This window comes from Pseudomonas sp. TWR1-1-4 (genome assembly GCF_049897165.1).
Lineage (GTDB): Bacteria > Pseudomonadota > Gammaproteobacteria > Pseudomonadales > Pseudomonadaceae > Aquipseudomonas > Aquipseudomonas canadensis.
This window is the reverse complement of the sequence record NZ_JAFCVS010000005.1, coordinates 451,227-473,964: the sequence shown is the minus strand read 5'-3', so window position 1 is coordinate 473,964 and position 22,738 is coordinate 451,227. Positions and strand designations below refer to the sequence as shown.

Below are 22,738 nucleotides of genomic sequence, written 5' to 3'. Positions count from 1 at the left end.
AGTCGGCGCAGCCTATGGGGGCTGCGCCGGGTGTTTTACTCGATGACCAGAATCGCGTCCATCTCAACCTGTGCACCCTTTGGCAGGGCGGCAACGCCGATGGCGGCGCGGGCTGGGTAAGGCTGTTCGAAGTACTTGCCCATGATCTCGTTGACCTTGGCGAAGTGGCTCAGGTCGGTGAGAAAGATGTTCAGCTTGACGATGTCTTTGAACGAACCGCCGGCAGCCTCGGCCACCGACTTGAGGTTTTCGAAGACCTGCACGGTCTGTGCTTCGAAGCCTTCAACCAGTTCCATGGTCTTTGGGTCCAGTGGAATCTGGCCGGACATGTAGACGGTGTTGCCTGCCTTGATCGCCTGGGAGTAGGTGCCGATGGCGGCCGGGGCTTTATCGCTGGTGATAACAGTCTTGGTCATGAATGACTCCTTGTAATGTGGCTTAGGCGCGCATGCGAGTGATGCGGATCACACCCGTCAAGGCACGCAGTTTCTTGATCACGCGGGCCAGGTGCACGCGGTCGTGAACGCTGACCACCAACTGGACCACGCTGATGCGACCATCGCGTTCGTCCATGCTGATCTTCTCGATATTGCCGTCGGCTGCGTTGACGCTGCTGGCGAGCAGGGCGATCAGGCCGCGCTGGTGTTCCAGCTCCACCCGCAACTCGACGTTGAATTCGCCGGTGACATCCTTGGCCCATGAGAGCTGGATGCATTTTTCCGGGTTGTGGCGGATTTCGGTGATGTTGCGGCAGTTGTCCAGGTGCACCACCATGCCTTTGCCCGCCGACAAATGGCCGACAATCGGATCGCCCGGGATCGGCGTGCAGCACTTGGCGTAGCTGAGCACCAGGCCCTCGGTGCCACGAATCGCCAGCGGACCTTCGGGGCTTGGCAATTGTTCGCCTTCGCCGAGCAGGCGGCGGGCGACCACGTAGGCCATGCGGTTGCCCAAGCCGATATCTTCCAGCAGGTCTTCGATGGTTTCCTGGCGATACTCGTGGAGCATCGCTTGCACGCGCTCTGTAGGAATCTTGTCCAGGGCGCTGTCGAAACCGTTGAGCACCTTGTTCAGCAGGCGTTCGCCCAGGCTGATGGACTCGGAGCGGCGCTGCAGTTTCAAGGCGTGGCGGATGTGCGTGCGCGCCTTGCCGGTGACCACAAAGTTGAGCCATGCCGGATTCGGGCGTGCGCCCGGTGCGCTGACGATCTCGACCGTGGAGCCGCTTTGCAGCGGTTCGGACAGCGGCGCGAGACGACGATTGATCCGACAGGCGATGCAGCTGTTGCCCACATCGGTGTGCACGGCGTAGGCAAAGTCGACCGCCGTGGAGCCTTTGGGCAGCTCCATGATCCGGCCTTTGGGCGTGAACACGTAGACCTCGTCCGGAAACAGGTCGATCTTCACGCTTTCGATAAATTCGAGGGAGTTGCCGGCACGTTGCTGCATTTCCAGCACGCCCTTGACCCACTGGCGGGCACGGGCATGGGTGCCTTTTGGCTGCTCGTCGCCGCTGGATTTGTACAGCCAATGGGCGGCGATGCCGTTGTTGGCCATCTCTTCCATTTCGCGGGTGCGGATCTGGATCTCGATCGGCACCCCGTGCATACCAAACAGCGTGGTATGCAGCGACTGGTAGCCGTTGGCCTTGGGAATCGCGATGTAATCCTTGAAGCGCCCCGGCAGCGGTTTGTACAAATTATGTACAGCGCCCAGCACGCGGTAGCAGGTGTCGACCTTGTCGACGATGATCCGGAACGCATACACGTCCATGATCTCGTTGAAGGCCCGACGCTTGCCGCGCATCTTCTTGTAGATGCCGTAGATGTGTTTCTGCCGGCCGCTGACCTCGCCTTCGATCTCGTCGATCGCCAGGCAATGGCTCAGGGACTCTTCGATCTTGTTGACGATTTCCTTGCGGTTGCCCCGGGCGCGCTTGACCGCCTGGTAGATGCGCGCCGAACGCATCGGGTGCATGGCTTTGAAACCGAGGTCTTCGAATTCGATACGAATGGCGTGCATGCCCAGCCGGTTGGCGATGGGCGCGTAGATTTCCAGGGTTTCCTTGGCGATGCGCCGGCGTTTTTCGCCGGACAGCACTTCCAGCGTGCGCATGTTGTGCAGCCGGTCGGCCAGCTTGACCAGAATCACCCGGATATCGCGGGCCATGGCCATGGCCATCTTCTGGAAGTTTTCCGCCTGGGCTTCAGCCTTGGTCTCGAAGTTCATCTGGGTCAGTTTGCTGACCCCGTCGACCAGTTCGGCCACGGTTTCGCCAAATTGTGCGCTGAGCGCTTCCTTGGCGATGCCGGTGTCTTCGATCACGTCATGCAGCATCGCGGCCATCAGGCTTTGATGGTCCATGTGCATGTCGGCAAGAATATTTGCCACCGCAAGAGGATGGGTGACATACGCCTCACCGCTACGCCGGCGTTGGCCGTCGTGGGCTTGTTCGGCGTAGAAATACGCTCGGCGGACCAGGTTGACCTGGTCTGGGCCGAGGTAGGCCGATAAGCGATCGGCGAGGGCGTCTATGCTCGGCAAAGTGTGAACTCCTGCCGTTGGCTGTGACCCCGCGCCGTGCTACGTCGACCAGGCATAGGCTTAGACGGCCTCGTTGGACTCGTCCTCGAACGCTGCAAACAGCGGTTCGTCTTCAACGATTTCAGCGTTGGCGATGAACTCGTAGCTCATCAGGCCTTCAGCGATTTCACGCAGGGCTACAACGGTAGGCTTGTCGTTTTCCCACTGGACCAGGGGCTCTTTGCCGCCAGTGGCCAGTTGACGGGCACGCTTGGTAGAGAGCATGACCAGCTCAAAGCGGTTATCCACGTGTTCTAGGCAGTCTTCAACGGTTACGCGGGCCATGGTATTCCTCGGAGCGAATGCAAGATGCGCGCTGCCCGGTTGGGCGAGCGGACTAAACAGTTTAAAAAATCACCAGCGTTTAGGGAAGCGCTGATTTTTCGCAGGCCCTCGCAAAACCGCTACAAGTGCCAATGTAAAGCCCTTGCAGCGGTTTTGGGAAGAGCCAATCAACCGAGCAGTTCGGCCAGTAATTTGCCGAAACGCTGTTGCTGGCGCTTTTGCTGGAGCTGATTGGTGCGGAAGATCGCCTTCAAATCGTCCAGTGCGTGGGCAAAATCGTCGTTGATGATCAGGTAGTCGTAGTCGACGTAGTGGCTCATTTCGCTGACGGCTTCACGCATACGACCTTCGATGATCTCGTCACTGTCCTGGCCACGGTTGGTCAGGCGTTGGTGCAAGGCTTCCAGCGAAGGCGGCAGGATGAAGATCGAGCGCGCCTGGGGCATCAGCTTGCGCACTTGCTCGGCGCCCTGCCAGTCGATTTCCAGGATCAGGTCGTGGCCTTCATCCAGAGTCTGCTGCAGGTGGCTTTGCGAGGTGCCGTAGAGGTTGCCGAACACTTCGGCACGCTCCAGAAAGTCACCGTGTTCGATCATCTTGACGAACTCGGTGCGCTCGACGAAGTGATAGTGCACGCCGTTTACCTCACCCGGACGCATGGCGCGGGTGGTGTGGGAAACCGAAATGCGGATCTGCTCGTCAGCGTCGGTCAGGGCCTTGACCAGACTGCTCTTGCCCGCGCCCGAAGGGGCGGAAATGATGTACAGGGTGCCGGTGCTGTGGGTCATGGAGGTTGCCTTACTCAATATTCTGTACTTGTTCGCGCATCTGCTCGATCAACACTTTGAGGTTGACCGCCGCCGTGGTGCTGCGCGGGTCGAACGCCTTGGAGCCCAGTGTATTGGCTTCGCGGTTGAGTTCCTGCATCAGGAAGTCCAGGCGCCGACCGGCGGCACCGCCGGACTTGAGCACGCGGCGCACTTCGAGGATGTGGGTGCTCAGGCGATCGAGCTCTTCGGCAACGTCGCTCTTCTGCGCCAACAGGACCATTTCCTGCTCCAGGCGCGTGGGGTCGAGGTCGGCCTTCATGTCGGTGAAGCGGTCGAGCACCTTCTGGCGCTGGCTGGCGAGCATCTGCGGCACCAGTTCACGCAGGGTGACAACGTCTGCTTCAATGGCGGTCAGGCGCTCGCTGATCAAGCGCGCCAGCTCGGCGCCTTCGCGCTCGCGGCCGGCTTTCAGCTCCTTGAGGCCTTGGTTGAACAGGGCGAGCGCTTCGGCGTTAAGGGCTTGCGGGTCGGTGGCGTCGGCCACCAGTACACCGGGCCAGGCCAGCACTTCCAGCGGGTTGAGCGCGGCCGGCTGCTTGATCAGGCCGGCGATGGTTTCGGCTGCGGCGACCAGTTGCGCGGCGCGGTCGCGGTCAATCTGCAAGGCCTTGCCGGTGGTTTCTTCGGTAAAACGCAGGGTGCATTCCAGCTTGCCGCGGGAAATACCCTGGCGCAGTGCTTCACGCACGGCGCCTTCGAGATCGCGGAACGACTCCGGCAGGCGCAGGTGCGGCTCCAGGTAACGGCTGTTGACCGAGCGCAGTTCCCAGCTCAGGGTGCCTTGGACGCCGGCTTTTTCGACGCGGGCGAAGGCGGTCATGCTGTGCACCATGGAGGTACCTCGCGTTGCAGCCCGCAAACACGGGCTGATGATTAAGAAGGCGCGGGATTGTAGCGCAGTGGGACGGACACGCCCAAACCCGAGCATTCGTAACCGAATTTTTTAGCAGTGCCCCGAAACGGCTCGCGGCTCTATAATGCTCGGCAGTTTTTCGTCCTCAGTACAGGTGTCTCCCTATGAAACGTCCAAGTGGTCGCGCTGCCGATCAGCTCCGCTCGATCCGCATCACCCGCAACTACACCAAACACGCCGAGGGTTCTGTACTGGTCGAGTTTGGCGATACCAAGGTCATCTGCACCGTCAGCGTCGAAAACGGCGTGCCGCGTTTCCTCAAAGGCCAGGGCCAGGGTTGGTTGACCGCCGAGTACGGCATGCTGCCGCGCGCCACCGGTGAGCGTAACCAGCGTGAAGCCAGCCGTGGCAAGCAGGGCGGCCGTACACTGGAAATCCAGCGTCTTATCGGCCGCTCCCTGCGCGCAGCCCTGGACATGTCCAAGCTGGGCGACGTGACCCTGTATGTCGACTGCGACGTGATCCAGGCCGACGGCGGCACCCGTACTGCGTCCATCACCGGCGCCATGGTGGCCTTGGTTGATGCACTCAAAGTGATCAAGAAGCGTGGCGGCCTGAAAGGCGGTGACCCGCTCAAGCAGATGATTGCTGCGGTATCGGTAGGCATGTATCAGGGTGAGCCTGTGCTGGACCTGGACTACCTGGAAGACTCGGCTGCCGAGACCGACCTGAACGTGGTCATGACCAGCACCGGTGGTTTCATCGAAGTACAGGGCACCGCCGAGGGCGCGCCATTCCAGCCGGCCGAGCTGAACGCCATGCTGGCCCTGGCCCAGAAAGGCATGACCGAAATCTTCGAGCTGCAGAACGCCGCCCTGGCTGACTGAGCCCGTTTCAAGGAGAAACGCCATGAATGACAACAGCCAAATGCCGGTGCCTACGCCTTCCTACGAAGTGCGCCAGGGGGCAATGTTGTGCCATCTCGCGGCGTTTCTGGGCTTCGTGTTCCCCTTCGGTAGCGTCGTGGGGCCACTGATCCTGTGGCAGATGAAGAAAGAAGTGGACCCGTTCATTGATGATCAGGGCAAGGAAGCGCTGAACTTCCAGATCACCGTGGCCATCGCCTGGATCGCTTGCATCGTGCTGGCTTTTGCAGTGATTGGCTTTTTCCTGATGGTTGCCCTGGCGATCGCCACAGTGGTGCTGACTATCATTGGCAGCATCAAGGCCAACAAGGGGATTGTTTATCGCTACCCCTTGACCTGGCGCCTGATCAAATAATGAGCACCCACAAAAAAACCGACAGCGATGTCGGTTTTTTTGTGCCTGGAAAAAGACCTTAGATGGTCAATGTCCAGTCGTAGTCCACGATCAGCGGCGCGTGCTGCGAGAAGCGTGGCTGGCGCGGCAGGCGTGCGCTGCGCACGAACCGGCGCAGACCTGGGGTGAGCAACTGGTAGTCGAAACGCCAGCCCAGGTTAAGCATCTCAGCTTGTTCGTTGTCTGGCCACCAGCTGTACTGGTCGCCTTCGCGGCTGACTTCGCGCAGGGCATCCACATAGCCCATGTTGCCGACAATCTCGTCCATCCAGGCACGTTCCGGCGCCAGGAAACCCGGGGATTGCTGGCTGTCGCGCCAGTTCTTGATATCCAGCTTCTGTTGCGCCACGTACAGCGAGCCACAATAAATGTACTCGCGACGCTTGCGTCGCTGTTTATCCAGGTAACGGGCGAAATCGTCCATTAGCTTGAACTTCTGGTTCAAGTCTTCATCGCCGTTCTGCCCCGAAGGGAGCAGCAAGGTCGCGATGCTGACCTTATCGAAATCGGCTTGCAGGTAGCGCCCGTAGCGGTCGGCTGTCTCGAAGCCGAGGCCGCTGATGACCGCCTTGGGTTGCAACCGCGAATACAAAGCCACGCCACCTTGGGTGGGCACTTCGGCATCGCAGGCATAAAGGAAGTAGCCATCCAGTTGGAAGGCTGGGTCGTCCAGTTCAAAGGCGGAGGCGCGGGTATCCTGCAGGCAGATGACGTCGGCATTCTGGGCTTGCAGCCAACTGAGCAAACCACGCTCGACTGCAGCCTGAATACCATTAACGTTCACACTGATGATCCGCATAAATGGCCCCAAAAATCGCGTGCGTGTATGATACACGCCGTCCACCTAATTAGCTAAATCCGTGGTATCTGAGGCTTTTTTCATGCAGGCGTATCAACGCGATTTCATTCGTTTTGCCATCGATCGCGGCGTTTTGCGCTTCGGTGAGTTCACTTTGAAGTCCGGGCGCACCAGCCCGTACTTCTTCAATGCAGGCTTGTTCAACTCGGGTTCGGCCCTGGCCCAGCTGGGTCGTTTCTACGCGGCAGCCATCGTTGAAAGCGGTATTTCCTTCGACGTGCTGTTCGGCCCAGCCTACAAGGGTATCCCCCTGGCGGCGGCAACGGCCGTGGCTTTGGCTGAGCATCACGGGCAGGATCTGCCATGGTGTTTCAACCGCAAAGAGGCCAAGGCCCACGGCGAAGGCGGTAGCCTGGTCGGGGCTCCACTCAAGGGCGACGTGCTGATCATCGACGACGTGATCACCGCCGGTACTGCGATCCGCGAAGTCATGCAGATCATCGCCTCCCAGGATGGCGCCAAGGCTGCCGGCGTGCTGATCGCGCTGAACCGCCAGGAACGTGGCAACGGTGAATTGTCGGCCATCCAGGAAGTGGAGCGCGATTTCGGCATTCCGGTGGTGAGCATTGTGTCGTTGAACCAAGTGTTGCAGTTCCTGGAAGACGACCCGCAGCTTAAGCAGCATCTACCGGCCGTGCGGGCGTACCGCGAGCAGTTCGGCGTCTAAATAAAAGGCCCTGTGAAAACAGGGCCTTTTTTTTGGAATAAGGGTCAGGGTTGCTATGGCGCTCATGAGCGTTGAAACACGGCAGCCCGACTGGCGGTTAACCCAATTTCCGCCATTTATCGATCAGTCGCACGACGAGCCAGGCATTGAACAGCGCAAACACCCGCAATGCCAGGACCACTAGCACGTACAGCGTGCGATCCACGTCGAAGTTCCACAGGTCCAGTGTGCTGCTGTTCATGACACGGACCGCGGTGGGCAGGTTTACGTAAAACAGCGCCATGAAAGTACTGGTCATGGGCAGTGCGCAGGCAAGCAAAATATTGATGACTTTCGTCCTGCTACGTTTCCTGGCCTGCGCGCCTGATTGGTTCTCATCCATTGCTAATGCATCATGTACCTTGGGCCACGCCAAGTTGAACATGAAGGTGGTCAGGGTCAGCAGCAGGCCGCTGACCGCGACGATTTCACCCAACGGCATTCAGGCCCAGCGTCTGGCATAACAGTGCTTTGGCGATGCGTTATAGCGCGCTTGCAATCTCGCTGTCGGAAATTTTTAGGGTTTTATTGACCGGCTCCCGCTGTTCCTGCTGGAAAGTATGGGCATCAATAGTGAATGAGATCTGCATGGTTCAGTCTCCCACCGTTATTGGGAAGGCTGGTTCGGGTACGGATCTTCGACAGCGTCACCCTGGCCGGTGAGGATATTCCAGCCTTTTAGCAGGTGCGGGCTTGCTTTGAAGTTTGGGCAGGGTGGAAGGGAAGTCTTCGACTGATTGCTGTAGTGGCGTCCGCAGTCGGCACACTCATAGGTGCCTGCCGATACGTCGCTGCCGTAGGGGGTGTAGGTTTTTTGCATGGGGAAGATCTCCTGTGGATTTAAGGAAGATCCTAAGCAGATGTATGCCGGCAAGATGTCGGATGCTTCGATCATTGCGGTAGGGCATTTCCCTCTCGCATAAAAAAGACCGCAGATTTCGTCGATTCTTTCGGAGGTTTCGTACATAGGTACGTGTCGCCGAAAGAGCCGTCGAAAACTACGGTCTATTCAAGATTTTTACATCATGGACGCTTGCGGTTGCTGATCAGCGTACCCACACCGGTATCGGTGAAGATTTCCAGCAGGATCGCGTTCGGCACGCGACCATCCAGGATCAGCGAGCTGCCCACGCCGCCTTGCACCGCTTCCAGCGCGCAACGGATCTTCGGCAGCATGCCGCCGTAGATGGTGCCGTCAGCGATCAACTCGTCCACTTGTTGCGTGGTCAAGCCAGTCAGCACCTTGCCTTCCTTGTCCATCAAGCCGGCGATGTTGGTCAACAGCATCAGCTTTTCAGCCTTCAATGCTTCGGCGACCTTGCCGGCCACCAGGTCGGCGTTGATGTTGTAGGACTCACCGTTGGCGCCCACGCCGATGGGCGCGATCACCGGGATGAAGTCACCTTTGACCAGCAGGTTCAGCAGGTCGGTGTTGATGCCGATCACTTCACCCACCTGGCCGATGTCGATGATTTCCGGCTGGGTCATTTCCGGCGTCTGACGAGTCACGGTCAGTTTTTTCGCGCGGATCAGTTCCGCGTCCTTGCCGGTCAGGCCAATGGCGCTGCCGCCGTGACGGTTGATCAGGTTGACGATGTCTTTGTTGACCTGGCCGCCGAGGACCATCTCCACCACGTCCATGGTCTGCGCGTCAGTGACACGCATGCCATCGATGAAGTGACTCTCGATCGACAAGCGCTTGAGCAGGTCGCCGATTTGCGGGCCGCCGCCGTGCACTACCACCGGGTTGATCCCCACGGCTTTCATCAACACGATGTCGCGGGCAAAGCCGGTTTTCAGCTCTTCGCTTTCCATGGCATTGCCGCCGTACTTGATCACCAGCGTCTTGCCGACATAGCGTCGAATGTAAGGCAACGCTTCGGACAGGACCTTGGCAGTGTTGGCAGCGGCTTCGCGTTCGAGGGTCATTCAGGGCTCCGGTAAAAAATCAGAACGGTAATTGGAGATCAGGGGCAACACGTTTCAACTGGGCGTGGAACACGTCCTTGATGCGCTGCAACTCAGCCTCGGTATCCGCCTCGAAACGCAGGACCAGCACCGGTGTGGTGTTGGACGCGCGAACCAGGCCCCAGCCTTTGGCGTAATCGACTCGCACACCATCAATGGTGGTCAGGTTGGCACCTTCGCCCCATTGCGCATCGTGCAGTGCGTCAATGATGCTGAATTTGCTCTCCTCGGTCACATGGATATTGATCTCTGGCGTAGAAATATCGTTCGGGAAGGTCTGGAATAGCTCTTCGGCGGTGGATTTTTCCTTGCTGAGGATCTCCAGCAGGCGCGCAGCGCTGTAAATACCGTCGTCAAAGCCGAACCAGCGCTCTTTGAAGAACACGTGGCCGCTCATTTCGCCGGCCAATAGCGCGCCGGTTTCCTTCATTTTCTTTTTGATCAACGAGTGGCCGGTCTTCCACATTAGCGGGCGACCGCCATATTCCTTGATCAGCGGGGTGAGGCGGCGGGTGCACTTCACGTCGAAGATGATCTCGGCGTTGGCATTGCGCGCCACCACGTCACGGGCAAACAGCATCAACAGGCGATCCGGGAACACGATTTCACCGGTCTCGGTCACCACACCCACGCGGTCGCCGTCGCCGTCGAAGGCCAGGCCCACATCCGCGCCGGTTTCCTTGACCTTGGCGATCAGGTCCACCAGGTTCTCAGGCTTGCCCGGGTCCGGATGGTGGTTGGGGAAGTTGCCGTCGACCTCGCAGAACAACGGAATCACTTCGCAGTTCAAGGCTTCGAGCAACTGCGGGGCGATCACGCCGGCCGCGCCGTTACCGCAGTCCACCACCACTTTGAGGCGGCGTGCGAGTTTGACGTCACGGGTGATTTCATCAGAGTAGCGTTGCAGGATGTCGACTTTGGTGATGGTGCCCTTGCCGCTGGTCAGATCGTTGTTTTTCAGGCGGTCGTGCAGGGCCTGGATCTGTTCGTTGGCCAGGGTGTCGCCAGCGATGACGATCTTGAAACCGTTGTAGTCCGACGGGTTGTGGCTACCGGTGAGCATCACCCCGGACTTGCCGGCCAGTACGTTGGCGGCGTAGTACAGCGCGGGCGTTGGCACCAGGCCCACGTCGCTGACATGGCAACCACTGTCGGCCAGGCCCTGGATCAGTTGTTCCACCAGCTCCGGGCCTGACAGGCGACCGTCACGGCCGACCGAAACGTTGGGTTCATCCTGGGCCAGGCTCTGGGAGCCGATGGCGCGGCCAATCCAGTAGGCGGTTTCGGCCGTCAGGGTCTTGGGCACCACGCCACGGATGTCATAGGCGCGAAAGATACTGTCGGGGAATGCTGGGGCTACGCGGGCTGCGGTACTCATCGCGGGGGGAAACTCCATCTGAAGGGGGCAAGGCTGGCCTTAATGTGGCTGGCCGGCAGGCGCAAACTGAAGGGTATGACGGTGTTTTCGGCAGAGAGTTCGTGGTGCAAAAATGCCATCGGAGCGCTGGCTCCGTGTTTATGTCTGCGTAATACTTTGATTTCTATGGGGAAATCTCGCTGATAAAATCCGCGCATTCTTCGTCCTGAAAAGCCTTGCGGTGGCGTCGGGCCGGGCAACAGCGCCCGGCCAGAATTAGCTTAGTCAGTGACTGCCGGAATGCCCAAAACCGCCTGCGCCGCGTTGGGTTTCATCAAACTCTTGTACCAGTTCGAAGTGCGCCTGCACCACCGGCACCAGTACCAACTGGGCAATGCGTTCGCCGACAGCGATGTTGAACGCGGTCTGGCCACGGTTCCAGCATGACACCATCAGTTCGCCCTGGTAGTCCGAATCGATCAGGCCGACCAGGTTACCCAACACGATGCCGTGTTTATGGCCCAGGCCAGAGCGCGGCAGGATCAGGGCTGCCAGGCCAGGATCGCCTACGTAGATCGACAAGCCGGTCGGAATAAGAATGGTCTGGCCCGGCTCAAGGACAGTGTCTTCCTTGAGCATGGCGCGCAGATCGAGGCCGGCGGAGCCTGGGGTGGCGTAGGCCGGCAGTGGGAATTCGTTGCCGATGCGTGGGTCGAGGATCTTGGCTTGCAAAGCGTGCATGGAAATTAAACCTGGTTCAGCCGTTGGGCGATAAAAGAGATCAGTTGGCGGGCAATCTTGCCCTTGCTGGTCTGGGCGAAAAGGGTGGCATGCAGGTCGCGGTCGATCACGCTGCAGGCATTTTCCTCGCTGTTGAAGCCGATGCTCGGGTTGGCGACATCATTGGCAACGATCAGGTCGAGGTTTTTGTCTTTCAATTTGCGTGCGGCGTAGTCCAGCAAATGCTCGGTCTCGGCGGCGAAGCCGACACTGAACGGACGGTCCGCGCGGGTGGCAATGGTGGCCAGGATGTCTGGGTTGCGCACCATTTGCAGGAGCAGGCCGTCGCCGCTTGTAGGGTCCTTCTTGAGCTTTTGCGGGGCGACCACTTCCGGGCGGTAGTCTGCAACTGCTGCCGAGGCGATGAACAGGTCGCACGGAATGGCCGCCTCACAGGCCGCCAGCATGTCGCGGGCGCTGACTACGTCGATTCGTGTGACCCGATCCGGGGTCGGCAAATGCACCGGGCCGGTGATCAGGGTGACGCGCGCGCCTGCCTCGACCGCCGCTTCAGCCAAAGCGAAGCCCATTTTTCCTGAGCTATGGTTGGTGATGTAGCGCACCGGGTCGATGTTTTCCTGGGTCGGGCCAGCGGTGATCAGCACATGCTTGCCGGTCAGGGCCAGGTGCTGGAAGCACTCGGCCGCACACAGCGCCAGGTCGGTGGCTTCGAGCATGCGGCCCATGCCAACGTCGCCGCAGGCCTGGCTGCCGGACGCCGGGCCGAACACCTTGAGGCCACGGCTTTGCAGGAGTTGGGTGTTGGCCTGGGTGGCTGGGTCGCGCCACATGGCTTGGTTCATGGCCGGGGCGATGGCGACGGTGGCGTCTGTGGCCAGTACGAGGGTGGTCAGCAGGTCATCGGCGATGCCTTGGGCCAGACGGGCGATCAGGTCGGCGGTGGCCGGGGCGATCAGCACCAGGTCGGCCCATTTGGCCAGTTCGATATGGCCCATGGCGGCTTCGGCGGCCGGGTCCAGCAGGTCCAGGTGAACCGGGTGGCCGGATAGCGCTTGCATGGTCAGTGGGGTGATGAACTCACTGCCACCGCGGGTCATGACCACGCGCACTTCGGCGCCTTGGTCCAGGAGCCTGCGAACCAGTTCTGCGCTCTTGTAGGCGGCAATGCCGCCGCCAACGCCGAGAACGATGCGTTTCCGATACAGACGCTGCATTGGTTTGCCTTTCCAGTTCAGTGATGCCAGTTCAGTGACGCCTGCGATGCCCCCTCCCCAGGGGAAATCGCCTGCAAAAAAGAGGGCCTACGATAACACAGCGTCCGCTAGGCAACAGCGGCGCACATGCCACGGCGCGTATGGAGAGGGAGGTGAGATGAGTATTCGTGATTGGCCGGTGGCGGAGCGGCCCCGGGAAAAGCTTTTGGAAGGGGGCGCGGCGAGCCTGTCGGATGCGGAGCTGCTGGCGATCTTCCTGCGTACCGGGGTTTCCGGTCGGAGCGCGGTGGACCTGGCGCGCCATCTGTTGGCGCAATTTGGCGGCTTGCGTCCCTTGCTGGAGGCCAACCAGGCGCTGTTCAGCCAGCAATTGGGGTTGGGACCGGCGAAGTTTGCCCAGTTGCAGGCGGTGCTGGAAATGGCCCGGCGCCACATGGCCGAACGCTTGCGCCAGGACTCGGTGCTGGAAAGCCCTGTGGCCGTGCGGGATTACCTCAAGGCGTTGTTGCGGCACGAGCCTCATGAGACCTTCGGTTGCCTGTTTCTCGACTCAAAACACCGGGTGCTGGGTTTCGAGGCGTTGTCCCAGGGCACCATCGATGCGGCGATGGTCTATCCCCGGCAAGTGGTCAAGCGCGCCCTGGCGTACAACGCGGCGGCGTTGATCCTGTGCCACAACCATCCTTCCGGCAGCCTTGAGCCGAGTGCGGCTGATCGAAAATTGACCAGGCTGCTGCAAAAAGCCTTGGAAGTGGTGGATGTGCGGGTGCTCGATCACATCATCGTGGGGGATGGCGACCCGTTGTCGATGGCGGAGTATGGGTGGATGTAGGAGCCGACTTGCCGGCGATCAGGTCCGCAAGATCGCGATGGACTTCGCTGAAGCCATCGCTGGCAAGCCAGCTCCTACAAGGGTTATTTGACGCTGACTTTGGAGAAGTCCTGGCGTCCGAATGGGCTCACCTGGTAGCCCTCGACATTCTTGCGGGCCAGGGCAAACGCGGTCGGGTGCGCGAGCGGCAACCACAGCGCCTGTTGCTGGATCTGCGCCTGGGCCTGCTGGTAGAGCTTGGTGCGTACGCCTTGCTCGCTGGTGGTCTTGCCAGCGCTGATCAGCTTGTCCAGCGCGGGGTCGCAATAGCGGGCGAAGTTGGTGCCGGATTTCACTGCTGCGCAGGAGAACTGCGGGGTCAGGAAGTTATCCGGGTCGCCGTTGTCGCCGGCCCAGCCCATGAACAGCAGGTCGTGTTCGCCGGCCTTGGCGCGGCGGATCAGCTCGCCCCATTCGATCACGCGGATCTCGGCCTGGATGCCGACCTTGGCCAGGTCAGCCTGTAACAGCTGTGCACCAAGGTTCGGGTTAGGGTTCAGCAGGCTGCCGGTGGGGCGTGTCCAGATAGTGGTCTTGAAACCATCCTTGAGTCCGGCGCGGTCCAGCAGCGCCTTGGCCTTGGTGAGGTCCTGTGGATAACCCGGCAGCTCCTTGGCGTAACTCCAGGTGTTGGGCGGGAAAGGTCCGTTGGCAGCTTCGGCGGTGCCTTCAAACACGGCCTTGAGGTAGCTGCCTTTGTCGAACGCCAAGTTGATTGCCTGGCGCACTTCGGGCTTGTCCAGAGGCGGGTGCTGGCTGTTGATGGCCACGAAGGCGGTCATGAATGCGGCGGTTTTTTCCACCTTGAGCGCCGGGTCCTTTTCGGCTTCGCCCACATCCAGCGGTTTGGGGGACAGGGCGATCTGGCATTCGTCGCGATGCAATTTTTGCAGGCGCACGTTGGCGTCCGGGGTGATGGCGAAGATCAAGTTATCCACAGACGGTTTGCCGGCGAAGTAGTCCGGGTTGGCCTTGTAGCGCACCACGGCATCTTTCTGGAACCGGCTGAAGATGAACGGCCCGGTGCCGATTGGCTGGCTGTTGAGCTTCTCCGGCGTGCCCGCCTTGAGCAGTTTGTCGGCGTATTCCGCCGGGTAGATCGAGGCAAAACCCATGCTCAGGGCGGCGAGAAAGGTAGAGTCGGCGTGATCCAGGGTGAAACGCACGGTCAGCGGGTCAAGGGCGTCGATTTTCTTGACCAGCGTCGGCAGTTGCAGCGACTGCGCATGGGGGAAGCCGCTCTGGGCGATCTTGTGCCAGGGGTTGGCCGGGTCGAGCATGCGCTCGAAGCTGAAGCGCACGTCTTCGGCGGTCAGGGTACGGCTAGGGGTGAAGTATTCGGTGCGGTGGAATTTCACATCCGGGTGCAGCTTGAAGGTATAGGTCAGGCCATCCGGCGAGACTTCCCAACTGTCCGCCAGGCTGGGCACCAGTTTGCCGCTGGCCGCGTCGTAGTCCACCAGGCGGTTCATCAGCACATCGGCCGAGGCGTTGGTGGTGGTCAACGAGTTGTATTGCACCACATCGAACCCTTCGGGGCTGGCCTCGGTGCAGACGCTCAAGTTGCTGGCGGCAGAGGCCAGCGGCGCGATAAAGAGAGGGGCGAGCAATAGCGGTAGGGCAGCGAGGCGCATGTTCGGTTTCCTTTGCAGATCGAAGGCCCATCTGCGAGTGCAGTCTGGAAAAGTCCTACCGTAGAGGTCTGATTGGTAAATGACTAGCCCATTTTTGCCTGTGCTTTTGCCCCAAATGCTGTTTTGATGGCACCTCAGCGCATTTTGCCGAGCACTTAATGGTGCGCGCGGGCGCTGTAAATCATTCTGTGCGACGAGCGGTCGGCTGTGACAGCGGCCCCTCCTGGCAACGGTTCAGGCGTCTGCCGCCAAGATTTACGCCAGTAAAAACATTCGGGCTGTTGTTGCACCTGGGTCTTTCTGGTATAAAGCAGCGCTCTTTTCTAGGGGCCCGGTTCCTTCGCTTGTAGGTGTAGCCGGTAAGACCCTAAAGAAACGCGGCGCCTGGCGCCAAATGACTGAGAGATTAAGCGGCCAACCCATGCCGGGTTGGGCATGTGGTTTTAGAGGGCTGAGGCATGTCGAGAGTCTGTCAAGTTACCGGTAAGGGTCCGGTGACTGGGAATAACATTTCCCACGCAAATAACAAAACCCGTCGTCGTTTCCTGCCGAACCTGCAGCATCACCGCTTCTGGGTTGAAGAAGAGAAACGTTTCGTCCGTCTGCGCGTATCTGCTAAAGGCATGCGCATCATCGACAAGCGTGGCATCACTGTCGTGCTGGCTGAATTGCGCCGCGCTGGCACAATCTAAGGAGCTATATCATGCGTGAATTGATTCGAATGATCTCTAGCGCCGGTACTGGTCACTTCTACACTACCGACAAGAACAAGCGTACTACCCCGGACAAGCTCGAAAAGAAAATGTTCGACCCGCGCGTTCGCAAGCACGTGATCTACAAAGAAGGCAAAATCAAGTAATTGATTTTCCTCCTTGTGAAAAAAAGCCCGTATCTCACGATTCGGGCTTTTTTTTGCCTGCGATTTACCGGTCAGGCCTTCTGTTCGAACACCACGTAGATCTTGCGGCAAGGCTCCAGCACTTCCCAGGTGCCGCTGAACCCAGCCGGAATCACAAAGCGGTCGCCGGCGCGCAGGGTCTTGGCGTTGCCATCGGCATCTCGTAGCACCGACACGCCCTGCACAATCTCGCAGTATTCGTGTTCGGTGTAGCTAACCTTCCAGTGCCCGACTTCACCTTCCCACACGCCCGCGCTCATCTGGCCGCAGGGGCTGTTGTAGTGGTTGTAGATCGTCTGTTCGGGATCGCCCTTGAGGATTTTTTCAGCGGCAGGGCGGTAGCGCTCGGCGGCGGTCTTGGCTTGGCTGAAGTCGACGATGTCCTGGATGCTCATGTGCGTGTCCCGTCTGGCCTGCGGTTGGAGAGCCCAAAGTCTATGTTTATTAAAATGAACATCGCAAGGGCGTTTACTGGCGTTATGTCAAATATATTGAAACACCCCCAGCCGCTGGTTTAGGGTGGCAGCTGCCTTGCGCCGAACCATTGGCTGGCGGGCAAGAATTCTTTGAGGCTGCCGTGGGACATCCCCTGGCTCTCGTATTCAATAAGAGGAGGACACTCGCATGACCACCCTGACCCGTGCCGACTGGGAACAACGCGCCAAGGATCTGAAGATCGAAGGCCGCGCCTACATCAATGGCGAGTACACCGCCGCCGCTTCCGGTGACACCTTCGAATGCATCAGCCCGGTCGACGGCCGCCTGCTGGCCACCGTTGCCAGCTGTGACGTGGCCGACGCCCAGCGCGCCGTTGAAAACGCCCGCGCCACTTTCAATTCCGGTGTGTGGTCGCGCCTGGCGCCCGCCAAACGCAAATCCGCCATGCTGCGTTTCGCAGCCTTGCTCAAGGCCAATGCCGAAGAGCTGGCGCTGCTCGAAACCCTGGACATGGGCAAGCCAATCAGCGACTCCCTGAACATCGACGTACCCGGCGCGGCGAATGCCCTTAGCTGGAGCGGCGAGGCCATCGACAAGATCTACGACGAAGTTGCCGCCACCCCGCACGACCAGTTGGGCCTGGTGACCCGCGAACCGGTTGGCGTGGTTGGCGCGATCGTGCCGTGGAACTTCCCACTGATGATGGCCTGCTGGAAGCTCGGCCCGGCGCTGTCCACCGGTAACTCGGTGATCCTCAAGCCGTCCGAAAAATCCCCGCTGACTGCGATCCGCATCGCGGCCCTGGCCGTTGAAGCCGGTATTCCAAAAGGTGTGTTCAACGTGCTGCCAGGTTATGGCCACACAGTCGGCAACGCGCTGGCGCTGCACATGGACGTCGACACCCTGGTGTTCACCGGCTCCACCAAGATCGCCAAGCAACTGTTGATCCGCTCCGGCGAATCGAACATGAAGCGCGTGTGGCTGGAAGCGGGCGGCAAGAGCCCGAACATCGTGTTTGCCGATGCACCGGACCTGCAAGCTGCTGCCGAATCCGCCGCTGGCGCTATCGCGTTCAACCAGGGCGAGGTCTGCACCGCCGGTTCGCGTCTGCTGGTCGAGCGATCCATCAAGGACACATTCCTGCCGCTGGTGATCGAAGCCCTCAAGGGCTGGAAGCCCGGCAACCCTCTGGACCCGGCCACCAATGTCGGCGCACTGGTGGACACCCAGCAAATGAACACCGTGCTGTCCTATATCGAAGCCGGTCATGCCGATGGCGCCAAGTTGGTCGCCGGTGGCAAGCGCACGCTGGAAGAAACGGGTGGTACTTACGTCGAACCGACGATTTTCGATGGCGTGACCAATGCCATGAAGATCGCCAAGGAAGAGATCTTTGGCCCGGTCCTGTCGGTGATCACCTTCGACAGCGCCGAAGAAGCAGTCGCCATTGCCAATGACACCATCTACGGCCTGGCCGCAGCGGTGTGGACGGCGGATATCTCCAAGGCCCACCTGACTGCCAAGGCCCTGCGCGCCGGTAGCGTATGGGTGAACCAGTACGACGGCGGCGACATGACCGCGCCGTTTGGTGGCTTCAAGCAGTCGGGCAACGGTCGCGACAAGTCGCTGCATGCGTTCGACAAGTACACCGAGCTGAAGGCGACCTGGATCAAGCTCTAAGCAACACCGCTGATTCCTGTAGGAGCGAGCTTGCTCGCGAAGAACTAGAAGGCGCCGCGTTTATCCAGGATAGGCGCGTCATCGTTAATGTTTTTCGCGAGCAAGCTCGCTCCTACAGTTCGTTTTGCACTCCCTGAAAATTATCCACAGGAGCGTGGAAATGCGTTGGGCGACTTATTTCGCCGTCCTGGCTTCGGTGCTCAGCGTCGGTTTGGCCCTGGGCGTCAGTATGCCGCTGGTGTCCCTGCGCCTCGAAAGCTGGGGCTACGGCAGTTTCGCTATCGGCGTGATGGCAGCCATGCCGGCCTTTGGCGTACTGCTCGGCGCGAAAATCTCCAGCCGCATGGCCTCATGGCTCGGCACCGCCAACCTCATGCGCCTGTGCCTGTGGGCGGGTGCGGTGTCCATCGGCTTGCTGGCGATCCTGCCCAGCTACCCGGTCTGGTTGGTGCTGCGCCTGATGATCGGCGTGATTCTGACCATCGTGTTTATCCTCGGCGAAAGCTGGATCAACCAGTTGGTGGTGGAGCAGTGGCGCGGCCGGCTGGTGGCGCTGTATGGCTGCAGTTATGCCTTGAGCCAACTGTCAGGCCCGTTGCTGCTGGGCTTGATCGGCACCGACCATGATTACGGCTTCTGGGTAGGCGTGGGCTTGTTGGTGGTGGCGCCATTCCTGTTGCTGGGCCGCTCCGGCGCGCCAAGCGCCGAGTCCTTCAGCGTGACCTTCGCGCAACTGTGGCGCTTCTGCCTGAGCCTGCCGGCGATTGCCTGGGCAGTGGCGTTATTCGCCGCTTTCGAGGCGATGATTCTGACGTTGTTGCCGGTGTATTGCCTGCAACAAGGCTTCACTGCTGAGATTGCCTTGGCGATGGTCAGCACCGTAGTGGTCGGCGACGCGCTGCTGCAGCTGCCCATCGGCGCACTGGCCGATTACCTGCCACGGCGCACGTTGTTCCTGGCGTGTGCAGTGCTGTTGCTGGCGTCGAGCCTGGCCATTCCGTTGTTGATGCATACCTCGCTGGTCTGGCCGGTATGGGTCGTGTTCGGTGCGAGTGCGGGTGGCTTGTTCACGCTGTCGCTGATCCTGATCGGCGAGCGTTACCGCGACGATGCGCTGGTGCGTGCCAATGCGCATGTGGCGCAGTTGTGGGGGATCGGTTGCCTGGTCGGCCCACTGGTGGCGGGTGCCGGGAGCCAGTGGATCAGCGGGCATGCATTGCCGTTGCTGATGGCCGCGGGGGCGCTGGGCCTGGTGCTGCTGTTGCTGCGCCAAGGTGCATTCGGTGCAACACAGCCTGCCCTGTAGGAGCTGGCAAGCCGGTTCCTACAACATGCGTTCCAAGCCTACTGTGGTGGCGAACCAGGCATTGAACCGTCGCCACCAACTGCCCGGCTCACGGGTCAGGGTGTGCAGTTGACCGTTGTCTTCGGTCACCCACACTACGTGGCCGTCCTGCAGTTTCGCCTCATAGCTCAAGGGTGGCGCCATGCCTTGCAGCGCCAGGTTGCGCACGTGCTCTGCCAGCTCCGGGCTGTCGACCAGTACACCCACTTCGGTATTCCACAGCACCGAGCGCGGGTCGAAGTTGAATGAACCGATAAACGACTTCTCCCGATCAAAGATCATCGCCTTGCTGTGCAGGCTCGAATCCGAGCCCCGGAAGGTGCCGCGACGAAACAGGTGTGGGCCGCTGCCGCCACTGGGGTCGCCCGGTTGGCGGCGCAGCTCGTAGAGTTTCACGCCGTGCTCCAGCAGCGCCTTGCGATAGGGCGCATAACCGCCGTGCACGGCAGGCACGTCGGTAGCTTCCAGGGAATTGGTCAGCAGGCTCACCGACACACCGGCATCGGCGCGCCCGGTCAGGTACACCAGCCCAGGTTGCCCTGGCACGAAGTACGCCGAGATCATCATCAGTTCATGGTTGACGCCTTCCAGCTCCGGCGCCAGTTGCGTGGTGAGCAACAACCGAGGGTCCGGATCGGCCTTGGCCAGCACCTTGCTTGGCGCGTCCCACAGCGCCTGGTTCCAGGCCCAGATCAGCTCGCGGCGCCAGGTGTCCATGCGCGGTTGGGTCTGATAGGTGCGCAAGCGGTTGTACAGCGCGTGGTTCTGTTGTCGCGACTCGGCCAGGGACGCTTCCAGGCGCACGCGCGCGGCGGTCAGGTCGCCTTTGGAGGGCGTATTGGAGACGAAGTCGTCAATCGGCTTGCTCAGCGCGCTGTTCCAGTACTGGTCGAAACTGTGACCCAGCTGTTCGGCCACCGGGCCCACGCTGAGCATGTCGATGTCGGTGAAGTTCAGGTTGGGCTCAGCGTCGAAATACTCATCCCCCAGGTTGCGCCCGCCGACGATGGCCACACTGTTGTCCGCCAGCCACAACTTGTTGTGCATGCGCCGATGTTGCAGCGACAGGTTGAACAACCGGCCCATGGCTCGCGTAACGCCTGTGCTGCGCCCCAGATGCAGGGGATTGAACAGGCGGATCTCGATCCTGGGATGGGCGGCTAGGGTAGCGATGATCTGGTCGAGGCCGTCGCTGGTGGTGTCGTCCAGCAGGATGCGCACGCGCACGCCGCGGTCAGCAGCCTTGAGCAGTTCGTCCACCAGCATACGGGTGCTGATGCCGTCGTGCACGATGTAGTACTGCAGGTCGAGGCTGGTCTGGGCGTTGCGGATCAGCTCGGCGCGGGCCATGAAAGCCTCGCTGCTGTTGGGCAGCAGGCGAAAGCCGGAGCGGCCTTGATACGGTGCCGCCTGGGCCTGGATCGAGCGGCCGAACGACGATTGCGCGGCGGGCAGGGCGTCGCTGGGGATGCGCGGCGTGCTCACCGTCGCGCAGCCGCCCAGAGCCAGGGCTCCCAACAGGAAAAACGGTAATAGCCGTTGAATCATCAAGGGAGTTGCTTCCAGATCAGGACGGTTGTCGGCATATGACGGCAAATTCCCGCGAAAGGTCAGTCGGCGGCCTCGGCCAGCATCTTGATTGCGGCAGTGCCCACCTTGCGCACGGCTTCTTCAATCTGCGGGGTCGGTTTGGCAGCGTAGTTCATGCGCAGGCAGTTCCGGTATTTGCCCGACGCCGAAAAGATGCTGCCGACGGCCACCTGTACGCCTTGCTCCACCAACACGCGGTTGAGCTTGAGCGTGTCGAAGCCTTCCGGCAGCTCGATCCAGAGCATGAAACTGCCTTGAGGCCGGCTGGCGCGAGTGCCTGCCGGGAAGTAGCGGCTGACCCAGTCGATCATCAAGTCACGATTACGCTGGTATTGGGTGCGCATCCGCCGCAAATGCGGTTCGAAGTGGCCACCTTTGAGGAACTCGGCGATGGCAATCTGCGGTTGTGTTGCGGTGGAGCCGGTGCTGATGTATTTCATGTGCAGCACCCGCTCGAGGTAGCGACCCGGCGCGACCCAGCCAATGCGCAAGCCCGGCGCCAGGGTTTTCGAGAATGAGCTGCACAGCACTACACGGCCGTCCTCATCGAAGGATTTGATAGTGCGCGGGCGTGGGTAGCTGTAGGCCAGTTCGCCATAAACATCGTCTTCGATGATCGCCACGTCAAAGCGTTGGGCCAGGGTCAGCAGCGCCTTTTTGCGCGCCTCGGGCATGATGTAGCCCAGGGGGTTGTTACAGTTGGGGGTCAGCTGGATGACTTTGATCGGCCACTGTTCCAGCGCCAACTCCAGGGCTTCGAGGCTGATGCCGGTGATCGGGTCGGTGGGGATTTCCAGGGCTTTCATGCCCAGGCCCTTGAGGGTCTGCATGGCGCCGTGGAAGCTCGGCGAGTCCACCGCGACGATGTCACCAGGCTCGCAGATCGCATGGATGCTGGCGGACAGCGCCTCATGGCAGCCGGTGGTTATTACGATGTCCTCGGCCGTCAGTTGGCAGCCGGAGTCCAGTGACAGTCGAGCGATCTGCTCGCGTAACTCCATACAGCCGAGGATATTGTCGTAATACAGGCCCGGCAGATCCTGGCGGCGGCTCACGCGAGCCAGGCTACGCAGTAGCGGCTTCATGGTCGGCGACAATACATCCGGCATGCCGCGCCCCATCTGTATGACATCTTTGCGCGGGACTGCGCGAACCAGCTCCAGTACCTGGTCCCACTGGGATATCTCCACAGGCCGCTGTGCCGGACGGCCAACTTCGGGCAGGGCCGGCAACTCGCGGCCGACTGGCACGAAGTAGCCGGATTTCGGCTTCGGCATTGCCAGGCCGTTGTCTTCCAGCAAGCGATAGGCCTGCTGCACGGTGCTCAGGCTGACCCCGTGTTCCACGCTTAAAGCCCGTACAGAAGGCAGCCTGTCTCCAGGGCGATAGAAGCCCTGTTCGATGCGGGTGCCCAGTAATTCGGCGAGGTTCATGTACAGGGTCATGGCGGTCGCTCCCGAGAAACCATTACAGATCGCCCGAAAATACAGGATTCAGCCGCCGATAGGCAGTATCTGTATGGATTTAATAAATTCGGGTTGAATCTGTAATGGTTTGTGCCCTGCG

At 60.4% G+C, this 22,738-nt stretch carries 23 protein-coding genes and 1 pseudogene; 8 read left to right on the top strand and 16 right to left on the bottom strand.

The window, feature by feature from the left end; all coding sequences use genetic code 11:
• Positions 1 to 35: 35 nt before the first annotated feature.
• The 5 genes from ACP7C6_RS18010 to ACP7C6_RS17990 all read right to left on the bottom strand — a co-directional run bounded on the left by ACP7C6_RS18010 (position 36) and on the right by ACP7C6_RS17990 (position 4,530).
• On the bottom strand, positions 36 to 416 hold the full coding sequence (locus tag ACP7C6_RS18010; RefSeq protein WP_003176922.1) for a RidA family protein: 381 nt from the start codon (positions 414 to 416) through the stop codon (positions 36 to 38).
• Positions 417 to 438: 22 nt separating this feature from the next.
• The gene (gene spoT, locus ACP7C6_RS18005) at positions 439 to 2,544 is read right to left on the bottom strand and encodes a bifunctional GTP diphosphokinase/guanosine-3',5'-bis pyrophosphate 3'-pyrophosphohydrolase (RefSeq protein WP_016975931.1); all 2,106 of its coding nucleotides are present in this window, start codon (positions 2,542 to 2,544) and stop codon (positions 439 to 441) included.
• Positions 2,545 to 2,604: 60 nt separating this feature from the next.
• Positions 2,605 to 2,868 (bottom strand): DNA-directed RNA polymerase subunit omega, encoded by a 264-nt coding sequence (gene rpoZ / locus ACP7C6_RS18000; RefSeq protein ID WP_003176920.1) that lies wholly within the window; start codon positions 2,866 to 2,868, stop codon positions 2,605 to 2,607.
• 167 nt (positions 2,869 to 3,035) lie between these two features.
• Positions 3,036 to 3,656 (bottom strand): guanylate kinase, encoded by a 621-nt coding sequence (gmk, locus tag ACP7C6_RS17995; RefSeq protein ID WP_016975930.1) that lies wholly within the window; start codon positions 3,654 to 3,656, stop codon positions 3,036 to 3,038.
• 10 nt (positions 3,657 to 3,666) lie between these two features.
• Positions 3,667 to 4,530, bottom strand: coding sequence for a YicC/YloC family endoribonuclease (locus tag ACP7C6_RS17990; RefSeq protein ID WP_028618477.1), 864 nt, complete (start codon positions 4,528 to 4,530; stop codon positions 3,667 to 3,669).
• A 185-nt stretch (positions 4,531 to 4,715) separates the two neighbouring features.
• Here ACP7C6_RS17990 and rph point away from each other — a divergent pair, with 185 nt between their 5' ends.
• Positions 4,716 to 5,438: a ribonuclease PH gene (gene rph / locus ACP7C6_RS17985; RefSeq protein ID WP_016975928.1), complete on the top strand. Its 723-nt coding sequence runs from the start codon at positions 4,716 to 4,718 to the stop codon at positions 5,436 to 5,438.
• Between the two features lie 22 nt (positions 5,439 to 5,460).
• Positions 5,461 to 5,832, top strand: a complete 372-nt coding sequence (locus tag ACP7C6_RS17980) for a DUF4870 domain-containing protein (RefSeq protein ID WP_025856354.1) — start codon at positions 5,461 to 5,463, stop codon at positions 5,830 to 5,832.
• A 58-nt stretch (positions 5,833 to 5,890) separates the two neighbouring features.
• Here the strand turns inward: ACP7C6_RS17980 and ACP7C6_RS17975 are convergent, their stop codons facing one another.
• Entirely contained in the window at positions 5,891 to 6,670 is a 780-nt protein-coding gene (locus ACP7C6_RS17975; RefSeq protein ID WP_003195493.1) for an exodeoxyribonuclease III, read from the bottom strand.
• A gap of 82 nt (positions 6,671 to 6,752) precedes the next feature.
• Here ACP7C6_RS17975 and pyrE point away from each other — a divergent pair, with 82 nt between their 5' ends.
• Positions 6,753 to 7,397 carry an orotate phosphoribosyltransferase gene (gene pyrE, locus ACP7C6_RS17970; RefSeq protein ID WP_028618476.1) on the top strand — a complete coding sequence of 215 codons (645 nt, stop codon included), beginning with the start codon at positions 6,753 to 6,755 and terminating at the stop codon, positions 7,395 to 7,397.
• Positions 7,398 to 7,494: 97 nt separating this feature from the next.
• Here the strand turns inward: pyrE and ACP7C6_RS17965 are convergent, their stop codons facing one another.
• The 6 genes and pseudogenes from ACP7C6_RS17965 to coaBC form a co-directional block, all read right to left on the bottom strand.
• A complete protein-coding gene (locus ACP7C6_RS17965) occupies positions 7,495 to 7,878 on the bottom strand; it encodes a hypothetical protein (RefSeq protein ID WP_236317250.1) in 384 nt (127 codons plus the stop codon).
• Positions 7,879 to 8,043: 165 nt separating this feature from the next.
• Positions 8,044 to 8,256 (bottom strand): hypothetical protein, encoded by a 213-nt coding sequence (locus ACP7C6_RS17960; RefSeq protein ID WP_028618475.1) that lies wholly within the window; start codon positions 8,254 to 8,256, stop codon positions 8,044 to 8,046.
• Positions 8,257 to 8,459: 203 nt separating this feature from the next.
• Positions 8,460 to 9,365: an acetylglutamate kinase gene (gene argB / locus ACP7C6_RS17955; RefSeq protein WP_017735763.1), complete on the bottom strand. Its 906-nt coding sequence runs from the start codon at positions 9,363 to 9,365 to the stop codon at positions 8,460 to 8,462.
• A gap of 19 nt (positions 9,366 to 9,384) precedes the next feature.
• Positions 9,385 to 10,806 (bottom strand): annotated as a pseudogene (locus ACP7C6_RS17950) (phosphomannomutase/phosphoglucomutase); the annotation flags it as partial.
• 240 nt (positions 10,807 to 11,046) lie between these two features.
• Positions 11,047 to 11,502 (bottom strand): dUTP diphosphatase, encoded by a 456-nt coding sequence (gene dut, locus ACP7C6_RS17945; RefSeq protein WP_016975923.1) that lies wholly within the window; start codon positions 11,500 to 11,502, stop codon positions 11,047 to 11,049.
• Between the two features lie 5 nt (positions 11,503 to 11,507).
• Positions 11,508 to 12,716, bottom strand: coding sequence for a bifunctional phosphopantothenoylcysteine decarboxylase/phosphopantothenate--cysteine ligase CoaBC (coaBC, locus tag ACP7C6_RS17940; RefSeq protein ID WP_028618473.1), 1,209 nt, complete (start codon positions 12,714 to 12,716; stop codon positions 11,508 to 11,510).
• A gap of 157 nt (positions 12,717 to 12,873) precedes the next feature.
• Here coaBC and radC point away from each other — a divergent pair, with 157 nt between their 5' ends.
• Positions 12,874 to 13,548, top strand: coding sequence for a RadC family protein (radC, locus tag ACP7C6_RS17935; RefSeq protein ID WP_068937861.1), 675 nt, complete (start codon positions 12,874 to 12,876; stop codon positions 13,546 to 13,548).
• Between the two features lie 83 nt (positions 13,549 to 13,631).
• Here the strand turns inward: radC and ACP7C6_RS17930 are convergent, their stop codons facing one another.
• Positions 13,632 to 15,221 (bottom strand): ABC transporter substrate-binding protein, encoded by a 1,590-nt coding sequence (locus tag ACP7C6_RS17930; protein WP_028618471.1) that lies wholly within the window; start codon positions 15,219 to 15,221, stop codon positions 13,632 to 13,634.
• Between the two features lie 458 nt (positions 15,222 to 15,679).
• On the opposite strand from ACP7C6_RS17930, the gene rpmB reads away from it, so the two are divergent.
• Positions 15,680 to 15,913, top strand: a complete 234-nt coding sequence (gene rpmB, locus ACP7C6_RS17925; RefSeq protein WP_010207494.1) for a 50S ribosomal protein L28 — start codon at positions 15,680 to 15,682, stop codon at positions 15,911 to 15,913.
• Between the two features lie 11 nt (positions 15,914 to 15,924).
• Positions 15,925 to 16,080 carry a 50S ribosomal protein L33 gene (gene rpmG / locus ACP7C6_RS17920; RefSeq protein ID WP_003176906.1) on the top strand — a complete coding sequence of 52 codons (156 nt, stop codon included), beginning with the start codon at positions 15,925 to 15,927 and terminating at the stop codon, positions 16,078 to 16,080.
• A gap of 71 nt (positions 16,081 to 16,151) precedes the next feature.
• Here the strand turns inward: rpmG and ACP7C6_RS17915 are convergent, their stop codons facing one another.
• Complete coding sequence (locus ACP7C6_RS17915) at positions 16,152 to 16,514, bottom strand: cupin domain-containing protein (protein WP_028618470.1); 363 nt, start codon at positions 16,512 to 16,514, stop codon at positions 16,152 to 16,154.
• Between the two features lie 229 nt (positions 16,515 to 16,743).
• Here ACP7C6_RS17915 and ACP7C6_RS17910 point away from each other — a divergent pair, with 229 nt between their 5' ends.
• Complete coding sequence (locus tag ACP7C6_RS17910) at positions 16,744 to 18,237, top strand: aldehyde dehydrogenase (protein ID WP_028618469.1); 1,494 nt, start codon at positions 16,744 to 16,746, stop codon at positions 18,235 to 18,237.
• Between the two features lie 160 nt (positions 18,238 to 18,397).
• Positions 18,398 to 19,543 (top strand): MFS transporter, encoded by a 1,146-nt coding sequence (locus ACP7C6_RS17905; protein ID WP_426109057.1) that lies wholly within the window; start codon positions 18,398 to 18,400, stop codon positions 19,541 to 19,543.
• Positions 19,544 to 19,561: 18 nt separating this feature from the next.
• Here ACP7C6_RS17905 and ACP7C6_RS17900 read toward each other — a convergent pair whose 3' ends face one another.
• Both ACP7C6_RS17900 and ACP7C6_RS17895 read right to left on the bottom strand, forming a co-directional pair.
• A complete protein-coding gene (locus ACP7C6_RS17900) occupies positions 19,562 to 21,130 on the bottom strand; it encodes a phospholipase D family protein (protein WP_426109120.1) in 1,569 nt (522 codons plus the stop codon).
• Between the two features lie 62 nt (positions 21,131 to 21,192).
• A complete protein-coding gene (locus tag ACP7C6_RS17895; protein ID WP_028618466.1) occupies positions 21,193 to 22,617 on the bottom strand; it encodes a PLP-dependent aminotransferase family protein in 1,425 nt (474 codons plus the stop codon).
• Between the last annotated feature and the right edge of the window lie 121 nt (positions 22,618 to 22,738).

Excerpts from the sequence above, each read along its gene's own strand:
- ACP7C6_RS18010 (WP_003176922.1), bottom strand. The coding sequence starts at position 416 with ATGACCAAGACTGTTATCACCAGCGATAAAGCCCCGGCCGCCATCGGC.
- rpoZ (WP_003176920.1), bottom strand. The coding sequence starts at position 2,868 with ATGGCCCGCGTAACCGTTGAAGACTGCCTAGAACACGTGGATAACCGC.
- gmk (WP_016975930.1), bottom strand. The coding sequence starts at position 3,656 with ATGACCCACAGCACCGGCACCCTGTACATCATTTCCGCCCCTTCGGGC.
- ACP7C6_RS17990 (WP_028618477.1), bottom strand. The coding sequence starts at position 4,530 with ATGGTGCACAGCATGACCGCCTTCGCCCGCGTCGAAAAAGCCGGCGTC.
- rph (WP_016975928.1), top strand. The coding sequence starts at position 4,716 with ATGAAACGTCCAAGTGGTCGCGCTGCCGATCAGCTCCGCTCGATCCGC.
- ACP7C6_RS17980 (WP_025856354.1), top strand. The coding sequence starts at position 5,461 with ATGAATGACAACAGCCAAATGCCGGTGCCTACGCCTTCCTACGAAGTG.
- ACP7C6_RS17975 (WP_003195493.1), bottom strand. The coding sequence starts at position 6,670 with ATGCGGATCATCAGTGTGAACGTTAATGGTATTCAGGCTGCAGTCGAG.
- pyrE (WP_028618476.1), top strand. The coding sequence starts at position 6,753 with ATGCAGGCGTATCAACGCGATTTCATTCGTTTTGCCATCGATCGCGGC.
- ACP7C6_RS17965 (WP_236317250.1), bottom strand. The coding sequence starts at position 7,878 with ATGCCGTTGGGTGAAATCGTCGCGGTCAGCGGCCTGCTGCTGACCCTG.
- ACP7C6_RS17960 (WP_028618475.1), bottom strand. The coding sequence starts at position 8,256 with ATGCAAAAAACCTACACCCCCTACGGCAGCGACGTATCGGCAGGCACC.
- argB (WP_017735763.1), bottom strand. The coding sequence starts at position 9,365 with ATGACCCTCGAACGCGAAGCCGCTGCCAACACTGCCAAGGTCCTGTCC.
- dut (WP_016975923.1), bottom strand. The coding sequence starts at position 11,502 with ATGCACGCTTTGCAAGCCAAGATCCTCGACCCACGCATCGGCAACGAA.
- coaBC (WP_028618473.1), bottom strand. The coding sequence starts at position 12,716 with ATGCAGCGTCTGTATCGGAAACGCATCGTTCTCGGCGTTGGCGGCGGC.
- radC (WP_068937861.1), top strand. The coding sequence starts at position 12,874 with ATGAGTATTCGTGATTGGCCGGTGGCGGAGCGGCCCCGGGAAAAGCTT.
- ACP7C6_RS17930 (WP_028618471.1), bottom strand. The coding sequence starts at position 15,221 with ATGCGCCTCGCTGCCCTACCGCTATTGCTCGCCCCTCTCTTTATCGCG.
- rpmB (WP_010207494.1), top strand. The coding sequence starts at position 15,680 with ATGTCGAGAGTCTGTCAAGTTACCGGTAAGGGTCCGGTGACTGGGAAT.
- rpmG (WP_003176906.1), top strand. The coding sequence starts at position 15,925 with ATGCGTGAATTGATTCGAATGATCTCTAGCGCCGGTACTGGTCACTTC.
- ACP7C6_RS17915 (WP_028618470.1), bottom strand. The coding sequence starts at position 16,514 with ATGAGCATCCAGGACATCGTCGACTTCAGCCAAGCCAAGACCGCCGCC.
- ACP7C6_RS17910 (WP_028618469.1), top strand. The coding sequence starts at position 16,744 with ATGACCACCCTGACCCGTGCCGACTGGGAACAACGCGCCAAGGATCTG.
- ACP7C6_RS17905 (WP_426109057.1), top strand. The coding sequence starts at position 18,398 with ATGCGTTGGGCGACTTATTTCGCCGTCCTGGCTTCGGTGCTCAGCGTC.
- ACP7C6_RS17900 (WP_426109120.1), bottom strand. The coding sequence starts at position 21,130 with ATGATTCAACGGCTATTACCGTTTTTCCTGTTGGGAGCCCTGGCTCTG.
- ACP7C6_RS17895 (WP_028618466.1), bottom strand. The coding sequence starts at position 22,617 with ATGACCCTGTACATGAACCTCGCCGAATTACTGGGCACCCGCATCGAA.